This is a genomic window from Pseudomonas sp. 22189 (assembly GCF_052045635.1).
Lineage (GTDB): Bacteria > Pseudomonadota > Gammaproteobacteria > Pseudomonadales > Pseudomonadaceae > Aquipseudomonas > Aquipseudomonas parakoreensis.
The window spans coordinates 1-13651 of the sequence record NZ_JBQEPG010000002.1 but is presented as its reverse complement, the minus strand read 5'-3'; the positions used below and the strand labels follow the sequence as shown (position 1 = coordinate 13651).

Below are 13651 nucleotides of genomic sequence, written 5' to 3'. Positions count from 1 at the left end.
AGTGGGTTGGGCGGGGGCTTTTTCATTCTTTTGTCGGTTACCGCGCAATCGCCACACGCTTGCTCATCGACTGCCGGACTTTGATAGAAGCATGCGCGGATACACTGGCATTGGTTTTGGTGAACAAGCCCCTCTTGGCCGGCTCGTAACGCGTAATGCTGGCGGTACCCTCAATGGTCTGGTAGTGGATATTCCATGTCTGCTGTTTGCGATCGAATTTCATGAAGGCGAACGCGTTTTTAAACTCCTGTAGCTGTCCGCTGTCGTTAGCGGCATAGCCATAGTCCGGGTACTCCATTGTTGCACCGAGGCCCAGACCATGCTCGCTGCGCGGCAGGTTATTGAACTGGGTATCTTCCTTGCCACCCTCCACGTGACGCACGCGGAGGACGTTTCTGTTCAACTGTTCCACCGTCAGCGAGCAGCCACTGAAGGCCGGGGTAAAGACATGATCTGGCTGGACCCCGGAAGGATTCACAGGAATATCGACATACCCCCCCTGAGGCGCCCAATAGCCAGAAACGGCGTTGGCTTTATCAGGCATCTGGCCGGCAGCGATGTCGACAATTCTCAATGCGTTGAAAGCACCATTGCTGGCTCCTGAGTAGGTCAGCTTATCCATGGTGAATATGAATTCGGCTCCACCCGCAGTATTACTGAGGCCGCTGACCACCGCTTTGGAATAACGCCCGGGCGTCGGGTCTAAAAACTTGGTGTCGACCACCACCTTGCCGAACTCAGGTACTTGCAATGCTTTCCCGATATTGGTGGGCTTACCCATTGCAGGTACAAACCGATTGGGTTCGCCTTTATCCGTGAATGCGACGGCGGTCATTTCGCGCTTTGAGCCTGATGCAATGACAGGTTCCCATAAGCCATTGGCCAACGGTTTTCGCGTGATCGCTCCATCGCTGTCGAGATAGGTCATCGGGTTGTTCAACACCATCCTGTAGAGATTACTTCCATCGATGAAGCCTTTGGGATCCGGGTTCATCCAACGCTGCAGCCACGGGACGTAATAGCGCAAACCGTAGTAATACAGTCCCGTCGCATCTCGCTCCTTGCCCGAATATCGAAGCGTGCGGTAACTGACCTCGGACTCACGGCTCCACGCCGTCTCACCAAACGGGTAATAGCTTTCCTGACTGATGATCCGCCCGTCCTCGCCTGACTCCAGGCTGGCCGACCCAAGATGATCAACAACGTTGTACCGATACCGATCATTGCTTCCCGCCGGCGGCGGACCTTCCCAGTGCAGGACGTTGATGCTGTTAATCGCCGTTTGTGCCGAGATCACCTGCAGGACTTCGCCAGCACTGTCGACCCGCAACTCCAGTCCTGGCAGATAGCGCACTTCGTTGATGACAGTGCGGGTATGGGTCTGCAGCGAACGGATTTTTCGCACGCGCTGACCGCCGGCGTCGTACAGATAAATTTCCTGATCGTCAGATTCGCTCACGCGCTCTACCGGGCTGACCAGGTGCAGTTGATTGCGCAGATCCCACTGCACAAATCGCCCTTGATCCAGCTCCAGCAAATTGCCACGCGCGTCATAAGCTGCCGCGATTTGCGCTTCAGTCGGCGGCAGGCCATTGCGCCACGACAGGCCGCGATTGCTGTAGCGGGCGGTCTTGAACTGGCGTCCGTGCGCTTGAGCGCCGACATGCGTCAACTCGAGCAAATTGCCGCCGGCATCGTAACGATAGGTTTGCCGGTAGTTGCTGAACGCCGCTGGATCAGCGCGACTCACCGGCGTCGGCCCCTGATTATTTGCCCCCGCCTCCCAGCCGCTGGCCTCACTCAATTGATAGAGGCTGTCGTAAGTGAAACGACTGATCGGGTCAATACGCTGATTGGCGAAGTAACGGATGGGCTGGGCCGCGTCTTCGATGCTCAACACATTACCCATCGGGTCATAGGTGTAAAGCAGATGCTGCAGCAGCCTGGCGCTGGCGTCAGTCGTGCGACGGCTGACGAGACGACCGTTCTGCGGCTGATAGGTCAGCGAGGCACGAACGCCGTTGCCCGCCAACTCATGTTCGACCTGCCCGTCAGCGTTGTAACGAATGTCGCTGACCATGGGCCGGGTATCGGGCTGCAGTTTCAACTGCACATGTGCCGCACGCAAGCGCCCGTCGACGGTCAGTTCAACCCCCTGCCTGTTACCTCGCGCGTCGACTTGTTCGAGCACTTGTGCCAGCGGGCCGAAGCGCCATCGGCTAGTGGCGCCCTCGCCCGGCTCAAGCAACCGCGCACGGTCTTCAATTCGTTCGGGCCAATCGGGGGTGACAGGGGCGTGGGTGAAATAGCGGATGTTTTCACTGCACTGGCCGGTGATCGCAAAGGTTTCAAACAACACGCTGCCCGCCGGATCGTCATGGCGTATCAACTGGCCGAGCTGATTTTTACTCGGCTCACCGGCGCCGGGCTGGCCATATCGGTAACGCTCGACGCAGCGTCGGGGCGTCGCTACACCGTCTTCGAACACCGCCAGCGGTCGCAGCAACACGTCATATTCCGCCTCACGACGGGTTCCAAGGCTGTCCCAATCAAGCAGCACTTGCGCTCCGAGGCCGTACAACGCGACCTGCGTGCCCGCGTCGACGCTGTCCGAGCGCAACACCTGGCTATTCAACGAGTACACCGTGGTCAGATTGGCCGGGGTCAGTGGGTCGGACATTTGCAGTGCCCACAAACGCGGGTCCCACTGCGCAACAGCACGCCCGGCCACGTCGTGCAAGGTACGGTGGATGCGACTTTGAGCGGGGCCGACGCCATCACCGCGCCAATAGTCGACCGTGCGAATCGCAAGCCCACGAGGGTCGTTCGCCGAAAGGGTCGGAGTCTTGTAATGAACGCCCATATGTCTCGTACCCAATATTCATGACCGCGCCATTTCGTTCCGGCGAAGACATCAAACCGCTCGACAGTCCGGATGCCCACTGTCAGAAATTACAGTCCCGACCAATGGCGCCATGCTTTGCTCGGTGAATATCCATTCCCGCGCCCCTTCGGTAGGATGGTGCTCATGAGTTCAAGGAGCGTTCAAACATGTTCATCGGCGTGCTGCTGGTCATTACCTGGCTGATCCTCTTGCTGCGTTATCCGGCCAAGGCCGTGCCGGTGTCGGTCGCGGCCGCCGTAGGTCTGGGACTGGTCGCGGTCTGGGTGGTGTGGCTGGACAACCGCGAGCTCAAGCAACTGGCGCGTCTGGAGATGCGCATTGTCTATGCGCCTGAACAATGCCCGGCGGATCGTCCGCTGCAACTGAAAATGAAAAACGGCAACGACGTGCCGCTGACCGAATTACGCTGGCGCATTGCAGCCTACGCGCCCGGTGACACGGTCAATCTGGCCGACAACCAATACACCGCCCCACGCTATCGCGGCCCCGGCGAACTGCAGGCCGGCGGTAACTGGGAAGACTGCCTGCCGATGCCACCGCTGCGCCCCGGTTATCGCCCACAAACCCTGGAGTTTCGTGCCGAGCGCTTGCAGGGCAGCTTCTCCGACTGATCCTTACCCCCCCTTTTTTGCACAAGGAATGCGCCATGCCCGTTGTGTTGATTACCGGTTGCTCCAGCGGCATTGGCCGCGCCCTCGCCGATGCATTCAAAGCCGCCGGCTACGAAGTCTGGGCCACGGCGCGCAAAACCGAAGATGTCGCGGCCCTCGCCGCTGCCGGGTTCACCGCCATCGCGCTGGACGTCAATGACAGCGTGGCGCTGGAACAGCTCGCCGAACGCCTCAACCAGCAACACGGCGGCCTCGACGTGCTGATCAACAACGCCGGTTATGGCGCGATGGGGCCGCTGCTCGATGGCGGCGTGCCGGCCATGCAGCGCCAGTTCGAAACCAACGTGTTCTCGATTGTCGGTGTTACCCGCGCACTGTTTCCGGTACTGCGTCGGGCCAAGGGGCTGGTGGTGAACATCGGCAGTGTCTCAGGCGTGCTGGTGACGCCGTTCGCTGGCGCGTATTGCGCCTCGAAAGCGGCGGTGCATGCGTTGAGCGATGCACTGCGCATGGAACTGGCGCCGTTCGGCATCCGCGTGATGGAGGTCCAGCCCGGGGCGATTCAGTCGAGCTTCGCCAAGAATGCCGGACACGAAGCCGAGCAACTAATCAACGAGCAATCTCCGTGGTTTCCCTTGCGTGAGGGAATCCGCGCACGGGCCAAGGCCTCGCAGGACAAGCCGACGCCGGCCAGTGAGTTTGCGGCTGAGTTGCTCAAGGCTGTGCAACAAAGCAAGCCGCCACGACTGATCCGCATTGGTAATGGCAGCCGGGCGTTGCCGTTGCTGGCGATGGTGTTGCCCAAGGGGTTGCTGGAGTCGACGTTGATGCGGCGGTTCGGGTTGCGTGGCAAGCTCTGAGACCGGGTTGACGCTTTCGCGAGCAGGCTCGCTCCCACAAGAGAATGCGTTCCAAATGTGGGAGCGAGCCTGCTCGCGAAGGGGCCAGATCAGCCAACACTCAGCCCCAGCCCTTCATGAAATCAATGAACGCCCGCACCTTCAGCGGCAAATGCCGGGTATCCGGGTACAGCGCATACACCCCCTGCTGAGCAAAACGGTAATCGGCCAGCAATCGCACCAATCGCCCCGCCTCCAGATCATCCTGAATCAGCCACTGCGGCAGAATCGCCACGCCTTGCCCGGTCAACGCAAACGCTCGCAGCGTTGCCGAGTTGTCAGCGACGATGGCGGTGGTCCCCGGTTTTGGCTGGTAGACATGCTCGGTGCCCGCCGGATCGGTCACGGTCATTTCCGGCACGCGGCCATGCCCCAGCGTCGGCATCGATTCCAGCGTCGCCAGCGTGGCAACCGGGGCAAAGCGCTCGACCAGCGGCGGCGCCGCCACCGCAAACACTTCGAACGTCGACAACTGCACCGCGCGCAGACTGGAGTCGTGCATGCGGCCCAGGCGAATCGCCAGGTCAAAGCGTTCGGAGATCAGATCGGCGTGGGTCGAGGACGTCGACAAATGAATGTTCAGTTGCGGCTGTTGCTGACGAAACACCTCCAGCGCCGGCACCACCTGAGCCAAGGCGAATTCCACGGTGGTGGTGATGCGCAACGTGCCCTTGAGTTGCGCATGCTCGGAGCGCGCCTCCTCGATCGCCAATCGCGCTTCGTCGAGGGTGCGCAGACAGCGGCGATAAAAGCGCTCGCCGGCATCGGTCAGGGCCAGTTGCCGGGTGTTGCGCGTGAGCAGCGTGACGCCCAATTCCTCTTCCAGACGCTTGAGGTTGAAGCTCACCACGGCGCGGGTCTGGCCCAAGGTATCGGCGGCGGCCGTCAGTGACCCGGCCTCGACCACGGCTTTGAAGGTGTCAAAACGGTCCAGGCTGACCATCTCCGGTGCACTCCCTGTCAAAATAATTTTGACAAACTAGCAGGCAAACCCGCGTTTTCCTAACGTCCGAACCGCCCTACCCTGCACACCTCATCACAGGGAGGCTGTCATGGCCTATCGCTCGAAAGTCGCGCTGGTGTATTTGTCCGGGTTCGCCCTCGACCTGCTGAACATGTTCGCCGCGAGCATTGCCTACCCGAACATCGCGCGGGAGTTGCACGCCTCGGTGACGCAACTGGCGTGGATCACCAACGCCTACATGCTCGGGCTGACGCTGATCATTCCGCTGAGCGTATGGCTGGCGGCGCGGCTGGGCGAGCGGCGGCTGATTCTCGGCTCGTTGCTGATGTTCGGCATCGCCTCCGGTCTGGTGGCCCAGGCCGGGTCGATTGAAAGCCTGATCGGCTGGCGTCTGCTGCAAGGGCTCGGCGGCGGATTGTTGCTGCCGATCGGGCAGGCCCTGGCGTATCGGCAATTCCCGGCGACGCAGCGGGCACACCTCACTGGTGTGGTGTTGCTGGTTGCGCTGATGGTGCCAGCCCTGTCGCCGGCGGCGGGCGGCCTGATCGTCGAGGCCTTGTCATGGCGCTGGATTTTCTACCTGAACATGCCGCTGGCGCTGCTCGTGTTCGCATTGGGTCTGTTGTGGTTGCAAGCGGATCAACCCACCACCGAGCGTCCGACGCTGGACGTACGCGGCCTGCTGCTGGCGGTGGCAACCCTGAGTCTGTTGTTGATGGCCGTGAGTCTGGCGAGCGCGCCCACGACCCGACATCTTGCGGGCGGCGTGCTGCTGATCGGCGCCATCACCTTATGGCTATACCTGCGTGATGGCTGGCACAAGCCCGACGCGGTGCTCGACCTGCAACTACTCAAGAGTCCGTCGTTGCGCCTGGCAATGCTGATTTATCTGTTTGTGCCCGGGGTGTTTACCGGCACCAACATGATTGCCGTGTTGTACCTGCATGACCTCGGCTTCGGCGCCGCGCAAACCGGTGCGCTGATGCTGTCCTGGGCCGCTGCCTCGGGCGTGGCGATCATGCTCGGCAAACGCAGTTTCAACCGCATCGGCCCCAAACCGTTGCTGATCGCCGGAATGCTTTTGCAATGTCTGGGCATTGTCTTGTTGATGCGCATCGAGCAGCCCGCCGCCGCGCCGCTGATCATCGCCTATGCCTTGATGGGACTGGGCGGCAGCCTGTGCAGCGTGACCGCACAGACCTTGGCGTTTGTCGGCATCGCGCCGGAAAAAATGGGCCACTCCAGCGCGCTGTGGAACATCAATCGCCAGCTCGGTTTCTGTCTTGGCGCCGCGCTGCTCAGTTCGCTGTTGGGCGCATTGGGCAACAACGGATTCAAATACTGTTTTGTCGCGGCTGCCTTGCTCACATTGCTGCCGATGATCGCCGTGCTGCGTTTCGACGCCTCCAAAGTGCTCGCCCTGCTGAGCCCACCTTCCCTTCAGGAAAAATCCACATGATTGACTACAACGAATATTTTGATGAAGTGATCCAGGCCCACCTGGTCATCGAACGCTGGTTTGCCGTGGAGCAGGATCCGGCGGAACTGGCGCGTTTGCTGAGCCGGTTCTCCACGGATTTTTCCATGGTCACGCCGCTGGGCCGGGTGCTGGATATCGAAGCCTTGCGCGGGCTGTTTCAGTCAGCAGGCGGGAAGAAGCCCGGGTTCCGGATCGAGCTCAGTGAGCTGCGCGGGATTGCCCTGCATGCGCATAGCGCGACGTTGAGTTATCGCGAGCAGCAGAGCGATGCGAGCGGGTTGCACACCGATCGCCGGTCGACAGTGGTGTTTGAAAAGAGCGAAGACGGGCGGGTGTTGTGGCGGCATTTGCAGGAGACGTTTTGCGCTGAATGATTACTCGGTATTGGTCTGAAAGACCGGGTTGTTCGCTTCGCGAGCAGGCTCGCTCCCACACTGGATCTGTGACACATCGAAGATCCCCTGTGGGAGCGAGCCTGCTCGCGAATGGCCGCGACGCGGCCTGTCAGTTATCCACAGGCTCTTGTTTCACCACCACCGTGCAAGTAATCCCCGCCGCCAGCAACACCCCCTCCGGCACTTCATCGATGTGAATGCGCACCGGTACCCGCTGCGCCAGGCGCACCCAGTTGAACGTCGGGTTCACGTCGGCGATCAGCTCGCGGCTTTCCGGGTTGTCGCGGTCGTAGATGCCGCGGGAAATGCTTTCCACGTGGCCCTTCAACACTTCGCCGCTCATCAGTTGCATGTCGGCTTTGTCACCCACGCGCACATGCGGCAGCTTGGTCTCTTCGAAGAAGCCGTAGACCCAGAATGAGTTCATGTCGACCACGGCCATTTTCGCTTCGCCAATGCGCGCGTAGTCGCCGCGATGCACGTTGAGGTTGGTCACGTAACCGTCCACTGCCGCGCGCACTTCGGTGCGTTTGAGGTTGAGTTCGGCGGCTTCCAGTTGCGCTTGCGCGTGTTGGTAATCGGCCAGCGCGGCGTCGGCGATGTTGCTGGCGTCGTCGCGGTTTTCCTTGGAGATCACCAGGTTGTCGAGGTCGGCGCGGCGATGTGCGTTGACTTTGCGCATCTCCCACGTCGACTTGCGCGAAGCCACCAGCGACTGCGCCTGCTTGACCGCGATGCGGTAGTGCTCCGGATCGATCTGCATCAGCAGATCGCCCTTCTTCACCAACTGGTTGTCGCGCACCGGTACATCGATGACTTCACCGGTGACGTCGGCCGCGACGTTGATGATGTCCGCCCGCACCCGGCCGTCGCGGGTCCACGGGGTGTTCATGTAATGCTCCCACAGGGTCCGGCCAATCCACAGTGCCAGGGCCAGCACCAGCAGGGTCGCGAGCAGGCTGAAAAACTTTTTCATCAGAACGTTCTCAACGGTAGACGGTCAGCGCCATGGCGCCGAACAGACAGGTAAACAGACTCAGGCGCAGCAGCGCCGGGTGCCAGAAAAAGCGGTACAGGTCGAACCCCGAGAGGAACCGGTCCAGCGCCCAGGCCAGCGCCGCAGCGACAAAAAACATTAGGGTCATGGTCGGCATGTACACGCCGTGGAAGGCGATTTCACGAGGCATGGGCAAGTCCTTCGGGCTTGGCGACGGCGTAGGCAGCGAGTGGTGATTGCGGGTCGAGCAACGAGGTGCGGATGAAGTGCAGATAGCTCTTCACCCGACGCAGCGCGGACGTGTCGAAGTGCGGCGCGAACGGCTCGTCGGTCGCGGCGACCCGGCTGATCGCGTGATCGACCGCGACCAGTGCGCGCTCCAGATTGCTCGGGTTCGGTTGCAGAAACAGCCGCACCAGCGCCCGGCCCATCACCCGAATAGCCTGGCGCCACGGCTGCGATTCGGCATACGCCGGGTGCACCGGGAGGATTGCCTGTTCCTTGCGCAACTCGATGATCGCGTGGCCGACTTCAAGCACCACAAACATCCAGCGCAGCAGGTTTTTTTGTACCTTCGGCTGGCCGGCAGCGAGGCCGTATGCCTGATGCAACAGATCGCGGGTACGACTCTCGAAACTCGACGCCAGCCCCTTGAGTTTGCCGCTGATGGCGTAGACCACCTGACCGCGCAAATCCTGCTCCAGGCGCTTCCACAACCAGCGGCTGTTCGGCGGCAGAATGATTGCCCCCGCCGCCGCGCACACCAGCATGCCCATGACCATGGCGATGTAGTCGTTGATGAAGGTGTAGGGGTTGTAGACGGTCAGGTTGTCCGGCACCGAACCTGTGCTGAAGAAGATCAGCAGCCCCAGGCCGACCCCGGCATATTGCGGCCGCGACGTGAGGAACGAACCGAGCACGATCACCGGCGCGAGCATCACGCACAACAGCGGAAAACCGTCGATCCACGGAAAGATGAAAAACATCTCGACGAAGCCGATCAGCGCCCCGAGGAACGTCCCGCAGGCCATCTGGAACGCCATGCGTTTCGGGTTCGGTGTGGCGGCGGACAAACCCACGGTGGCGGCGGCGATCAAGGTCATGGTCGCGCCGCTCGGCCACGCGGTGGCCACCCAATAGCTGCCCAGCACAATCAGGATGAACGACGCGCGGATCCCCGAAGCCGCCGCGGCCCACCAGTTGGTTTGCGGGGTGAACGGCTCGTCCCAGCGCTCACGCTCGTGGCGGTGATCGGCCAGCGAGGCGTGGGTCTGTGCATAACTGTGCAAGTCATCGACGAAGCGATAGAGCAATTCGTAGGCGGTGTGGAAGTCCAGTTGCTCGGCTTCACTCGGAGCGGTTTCCTGGAAAATCCCGCGCAAGGTTCGCACGCGTGTCGGCAGGCCTTCCTTGTAAGTCGCCAACGCCGTCGCCAGACGTGCCGCGTCCGGGCTGGTCAAGGCACGGCCACTGAAGCCGTCGAGCACTTCGGCCAGGTCCTGCAGGCCCGGTTTGATCGCGGCCACTACATGTTCTTCGCCGTTGCCGCGCAGGCGCTCGAGCAACTGATGCAGGGCGTTGAAGCGTGTGGTGATGCCCATGAACTCGCTGTTCAGACGACTGAGGCGACCGTTGCGCCGACGCATGTGCGGGTCTTCGAAAACGGTGACGCTGCGCAGCCCTTCCAGGCCTACGGCTTCGGCGATGAAGCGCACGTTGCTCGCTTCGAACGACTCGGCCTTGCTGCGCCCGCGCAGGCCATCGGTGACGAACAGCGCGAACACACCGAAGCGCTGATACAGCGCGTTGCGCATGGCTGCGCTGGCGGTTTGCGGCAGGATCGCGGCGCTGATCACGGTCGAGCAGAGAATCCCCAACGAGATCTCCAGCACTCGCCACACGGCGGCCATGAACGCACCGTCCGGATGCGCCAGCGCCGGCAGCCCGACCATCGCCGCGGTGTAGCCCGCCAAGACAAAACCGTAGGCGCGAAAGTTACGGCAGCGCGCCGCCCCCGCCGAACAGATGCCAACCCAGATCGCCAGCGAGCCCAGGAACAATTCGGTGTTCTGCGCGAACAGCGCGATCAGCGTGACCATCATCGCCGACCCGGCCAGAGTGCCGAGAAAGCGATAGAAACTTTTGGCGAACACTTGGCCGCTCTGCGGCTGCATGACGATGAACACGGTGATCATCGCCGTGCGCGGCTGCGGCAGCTCCAGACGCATGGCCAGCCATAGCGTGAGGAACGCGGCGAGCAATACCTTGAAGATGTAGACCCAGGTCACGCCATCACTGCGCGCCCAGTCAAAGAAGCCACGGCGCCATTCCAGGGAGGAGAGCCAGCGTAGAGGTGCGGGCAAGGGAGTCATTAAATCTTGCTCAATGATTGAGGACTGAAGAGTTATCTGTGGCAAACATCAATTTTTGTGGTGAACACAAACTCTGTGGTGAGGGGATTTATCCCCGATGGGTTGCACAGCAGCCCCAAGAAAAGCCAATGCGGTGTGCCAAGCAGAACCGGTTTGCAGGTTTTGGGGCTGCTCCGCANTCACCACAAAGGTTTTGTGTAGTGGATTGTGTGTTCACCGCAACAGGGTCGGGGTTTTCGGGGCTGCTGTTTGCTCGGCAGTCGGCACGTCATTGCCCGCCCCGAGGCCGCCGCCCAGCGCCGTCACCAGCTCGGCATGCGCACTCAAGCGCGCCGCCTGCACCTGCTGCTGCACCTGCTGTTGCTTGAACAGCAAGGTCTGCGCATTGAGCACGTTGAGGTAATCAGTGAGGCCACGCTGATAAGCGATCATCGCGATGTCGTAGGTCTTCTGCGCAGTGGCCACGGATTCGGCGGCGAAGGCTTGCTGCTTGTCCATCGACTCGCGGCGAATCAACTGGTCGGAGATGTTCTTCAGCGCATTGACCAGCGTCTGGTTGTAATGCGCCACGGCGATGTCATACCCGGCGGACGCTTCGCCCAGCTCACTGCGCAAACGCCCACCGTCGAAGATCGGCAAGGAGATCGCCGGGCCGACGTTGTAGTTGAGCTTCTTGCCAGTCAAAAACTCCAGCGCCCCGCCGCCGGTGGCCATGTAGCCGAGGCTGCCAACCAGATCGACGTTGGGATAGAAACCGGCATGCGCAACATCAATACCGCGCGCCTGCGCCGCGACCTGCCAGCGACTGGCGACCACGTCCGGGCGTTGACCGAGCAACTCGGCGGGCAATGCCGACGGCAGTTTCAACGCAGCCCCCAGCGCCAACGTCGGCCGCTGCAACTGCGCACCGTCGCCCGGGCCTTTGCCCGCCAACGCGGCGATCTGGTTGCGGCTCAGGGCGATGGCTTCGTCGAGCGCATCCAGTTGCCGATGGGTTTCCGGCAACGGTGTTTCGGCCTGACTGACTTCGAAGTGCGTGCCGATCCCGCCATCCAGACGCTTCTGCGCCAGATCCAGAATCTGCTGTTGCTGCTTGAGCGTCGCGGCGACGATATCGCGCTGGGCATAGTGCAGCGACAGCTCGATGTAGGCGCGCACGATATTGTTCTGCAATTCCAGCTGCGCCAGCCGCGCTTCGGCGGCGCTCATGTGCGCCAGATCCACCGCGCGTTCGCTGGCATTGCTTTCGCGGCCCCAGAGGTCGAGGGCGTAACTGAAACCCAGCGCGGCGTTGTTGTCCCAGGTGGTGGTGTTGGCCAGCTCGCCCGGGCCGTAGAACTGGTCGGTCGGCCAATTGTGGCGCTTGAGCGTCGACTCGCCATTGATCTGCAACGACTCGGCCGCTTCGGCGACACCGGCCAGCGCCTTGGCCTGACGCACCCGCGCCGCGGCCATGGCCATGCTCGGACTGCCCTGCACGGCGAGGTCGATCCAGCGATTGAGTTGCGGGTCGCCGTAGGCTTGCCACCATTGTGCGGTGGGCCAATTGGCGTCTTTGGCGGCGTGGGCAATCGCGTCGTCGGTGGCCAGGGTATTGGCCTCCAGTGCCTTGCCCTGCGGGGCAATTCCTCCGGTACCGATGCAGCCGCCAAGACCCAAAGTAAAAGCCAGAACACTGAGCGGCAAAAGCGCTCTGTTGATGCGACGCGGCACAGCTGCGAATTCCTGAAAGAGGATAAGGCGGGACGTGTTCCCTTCTATAGGAGCTGCCGAAGGCTGCGATCTTTGATCCTGATTCCCTTAAAACAGAATCAAAAGATCGCAGCCTTCGGCAGCTCCTACAGGGAACGGCGCAATTCTAGGGAACGCCCTGTTCGGCGATAAGCTGGGATTCCTGTGAATCTTTGTTACCGTTAACGAGATAATCCCTTGGTCGGGGGTCTCAGCCCCTGAAACTTCGTGTCACAATTTGCCATCTCCCTTGAGAGCACCCCATGGACACATTGCAAAACATGCGCGCCTTCAGTTGTGTGGCCGAAGCTGGCAGCTTCACCGCCGCCGCCGTGCAACTCGACACCACCACGGCCAACGTCTCGCGCGCGGTCTCCAACCTGGAAGCCCACCTGCAAACCCGCCTGCTCAATCGCACGACCCGGCGCATCGCCCTGACCGAGGCCGGCAAGCGCTACCTGCTGCGCTGCGAACAGATCCTGGCCTATGTCGAAGAAGCCGAAGCCGAGGCCAGCGAAGCCCACGCGCGCCCCGCCGGCCAACTGAAGGTGCACACCATGACCGGTATCGGCCAGCACTTCGTGATCGACGCCATCGCCCGCTACCGCAAGACCCACCCGGACGTGACCTTCGACCTGACCATGGCCAACCGCGTGCCGGACCTGCTCGACGAAGGCTACGACGTGTCCATCGTGCTGGCCAGCGAACTGCCGGACTCGGGCTTCGTCTCGCAACGCCTGGGCATCACCTACAGCATCGTCTGCGCCTCCCCGGCCTACGTGAAAGCCAACGGCTGCGCGCAAAAACCCAGCGACCTGCTGAACCACGCCTGCCTGCGCCTCGTCAGCCCGGTGATCCCCCTGGAAAAATGGGCCTTCAACGGCCCCGACGGCCAGGAAATGGTCACCATCAACAGCTCGCCGTTCCTGGTGAACTCCGCCGACGCCATGAAGGCCGCGATAATCAGCGGCATGGGCGTCGGTGTCCTGCCGGTCTACGCCGCCATCGAAGGCCTGCGCAACGGCACACTGGTGCGGATGATGCCCAACTACCGCTCGCAGGAACTCAACCTGTACGCGATCTACCCGTCGCGGCAATACCTGGATGCGAAGATCAAGACCTGGGTCGAGTATTTGCGCGGGTCACTGCCGGAAATCCTTGCCGCGCACCAGGCAGAACTGGCCGCCTACGAACTCAGCGGCAGCCTCGCCGGCGCCCGCGTCGCCACCTGACTTAAACACACCGCCAAACCTGTAGGAGCTGCCGCAGGCTGCGATCTTTGCCTTTGATGTTTAAA

Annotated in this window: 11 protein-coding genes; 5 read left to right on the top strand and 6 right to left on the bottom strand. The window is 61.6% G+C overall.

Annotated features, from left to right (window positions below):
• Positions 1 to 37: 37 nt before the first annotated feature.
• Entirely contained in the window at positions 38 to 2863 is a 2826-nt protein-coding gene (locus ACTJKS_RS01790; RefSeq protein WP_262947992.1) for an RHS repeat domain-containing protein, read from the bottom strand.
• A gap of 188 nt (positions 2864 to 3051) precedes the next feature.
• Between ACTJKS_RS01790 and ACTJKS_RS01785 the strand changes: the two genes are divergently transcribed.
• Together ACTJKS_RS01785 and ACTJKS_RS01780 are read left to right on the top strand one after the other, a co-directional pair.
• On the top strand, positions 3052 to 3516 hold the full coding sequence (locus ACTJKS_RS01785; RefSeq protein WP_047601459.1) for a hypothetical protein: 465 nt from the start codon (positions 3052 to 3054) through the stop codon (positions 3514 to 3516).
• A 35-nt stretch (positions 3517 to 3551) separates the two neighbouring features.
• Positions 3552 to 4376, top strand: a complete 825-nt coding sequence (locus ACTJKS_RS01780; protein WP_198758432.1) for an SDR family oxidoreductase — start codon at positions 3552 to 3554, stop codon at positions 4374 to 4376.
• 100 nt (positions 4377 to 4476) lie between these two features.
• Here the strand turns inward: ACTJKS_RS01780 and ACTJKS_RS01775 are convergent, their stop codons facing one another.
• Positions 4477 to 5358, bottom strand: coding sequence for a LysR family transcriptional regulator (locus ACTJKS_RS01775; protein WP_262947993.1), 882 nt, complete (start codon positions 5356 to 5358; stop codon positions 4477 to 4479).
• A 109-nt stretch (positions 5359 to 5467) separates the two neighbouring features.
• Between ACTJKS_RS01775 and ACTJKS_RS01770 the strand changes: the two genes are divergently transcribed.
• The gene (locus tag ACTJKS_RS01770; RefSeq protein ID WP_262947994.1) at positions 5468 to 6838 is read left to right on the top strand and encodes an MFS transporter; all 1371 of its coding nucleotides are present in this window, start codon (positions 5468 to 5470) and stop codon (positions 6836 to 6838) included.
• The gene (locus ACTJKS_RS01765) at positions 6835 to 7233 is read left to right on the top strand and encodes a DUF4440 domain-containing protein (protein WP_108181739.1); all 399 of its coding nucleotides are present in this window, start codon (positions 6835 to 6837) and stop codon (positions 7231 to 7233) included. The genes ACTJKS_RS01770 and ACTJKS_RS01765 overlap by 4 nt, the downstream gene beginning before the upstream one ends.
• 130 nt (positions 7234 to 7363) lie before the next feature.
• On the opposite strand, the gene ACTJKS_RS01760 is transcribed toward ACTJKS_RS01765, so the two are convergent.
• From ACTJKS_RS01760 to ACTJKS_RS01745, 4 genes are all read right to left on the bottom strand, one after another.
• Positions 7364 to 8230, bottom strand: a complete 867-nt coding sequence (locus ACTJKS_RS01760) for an efflux RND transporter periplasmic adaptor subunit (protein WP_108181738.1) — start codon at positions 8228 to 8230, stop codon at positions 7364 to 7366.
• Positions 8231 to 8240: 10 nt separating this feature from the next.
• Positions 8241 to 8441 carry a DUF1656 domain-containing protein gene (locus tag ACTJKS_RS01755; protein WP_003221811.1) on the bottom strand — a complete coding sequence of 67 codons (201 nt, stop codon included), beginning with the start codon at positions 8439 to 8441 and terminating at the stop codon, positions 8241 to 8243.
• A complete protein-coding gene (locus ACTJKS_RS01750) occupies positions 8431 to 10623 on the bottom strand; it encodes an FUSC family protein (protein ID WP_108181737.1) in 2193 nt (730 codons plus the stop codon). Before ACTJKS_RS01750 ends, ACTJKS_RS01755 begins: the two co-directional genes overlap by 11 nt.
• A gap of 213 nt (positions 10624 to 10836) precedes the next feature.
• Positions 10837 to 12336: an efflux transporter outer membrane subunit gene (locus ACTJKS_RS01745; RefSeq protein WP_108181736.1), complete on the bottom strand. Its 1500-nt coding sequence runs from the start codon at positions 12334 to 12336 to the stop codon at positions 10837 to 10839.
• A gap of 281 nt (positions 12337 to 12617) precedes the next feature.
• On the opposite strand from ACTJKS_RS01745, the gene ACTJKS_RS01740 reads away from it, so the two are divergent.
• Entirely contained in the window at positions 12618 to 13586 is a 969-nt protein-coding gene (locus ACTJKS_RS01740; protein WP_108181735.1) for a LysR family transcriptional regulator, read from the top strand.
• Positions 13587 to 13651: the final 65 nt, after the last annotated feature.

Bases quoted from the DNA above. Each gene is read 5' to 3' on its own strand.
- ACTJKS_RS01790 (WP_262947992.1), bottom strand. From the start codon at position 2,863: ATGGGCGTTCATTACAAGACTCCGACCCTTTCGGCGAACGACCCTCGT.
- ACTJKS_RS01785 (WP_047601459.1), top strand. From the start codon at position 3,052: ATGTTCATCGGCGTGCTGCTGGTCATTACCTGGCTGATCCTCTTGCTG.
- ACTJKS_RS01780 (WP_198758432.1), top strand. From the start codon at position 3,552: ATGCCCGTTGTGTTGATTACCGGTTGCTCCAGCGGCATTGGCCGCGCC.
- ACTJKS_RS01775 (WP_262947993.1), bottom strand. From the start codon at position 5,358: ATGGTCAGCCTGGACCGTTTTGACACCTTCAAAGCCGTGGTCGAGGCC.
- ACTJKS_RS01770 (WP_262947994.1), top strand. From the start codon at position 5,468: ATGGCCTATCGCTCGAAAGTCGCGCTGGTGTATTTGTCCGGGTTCGCC.
- ACTJKS_RS01765 (WP_108181739.1), top strand. From the start codon at position 6,835: ATGATTGACTACAACGAATATTTTGATGAAGTGATCCAGGCCCACCTG.
- ACTJKS_RS01760 (WP_108181738.1), bottom strand. From the start codon at position 8,230: ATGAAAAAGTTTTTCAGCCTGCTCGCGACCCTGCTGGTGCTGGCCCTG.
- ACTJKS_RS01755 (WP_003221811.1), bottom strand. From the start codon at position 8,441: ATGCCTCGTGAAATCGCCTTCCACGGCGTGTACATGCCGACCATGACC.
- ACTJKS_RS01750 (WP_108181737.1), bottom strand. From the start codon at position 10,623: ATGACTCCCTTGCCCGCACCTCTACGCTGGCTCTCCTCCCTGGAATGG.
- ACTJKS_RS01740 (WP_108181735.1), top strand. From the start codon at position 12,618: ATGGACACATTGCAAAACATGCGCGCCTTCAGTTGTGTGGCCGAAGCT.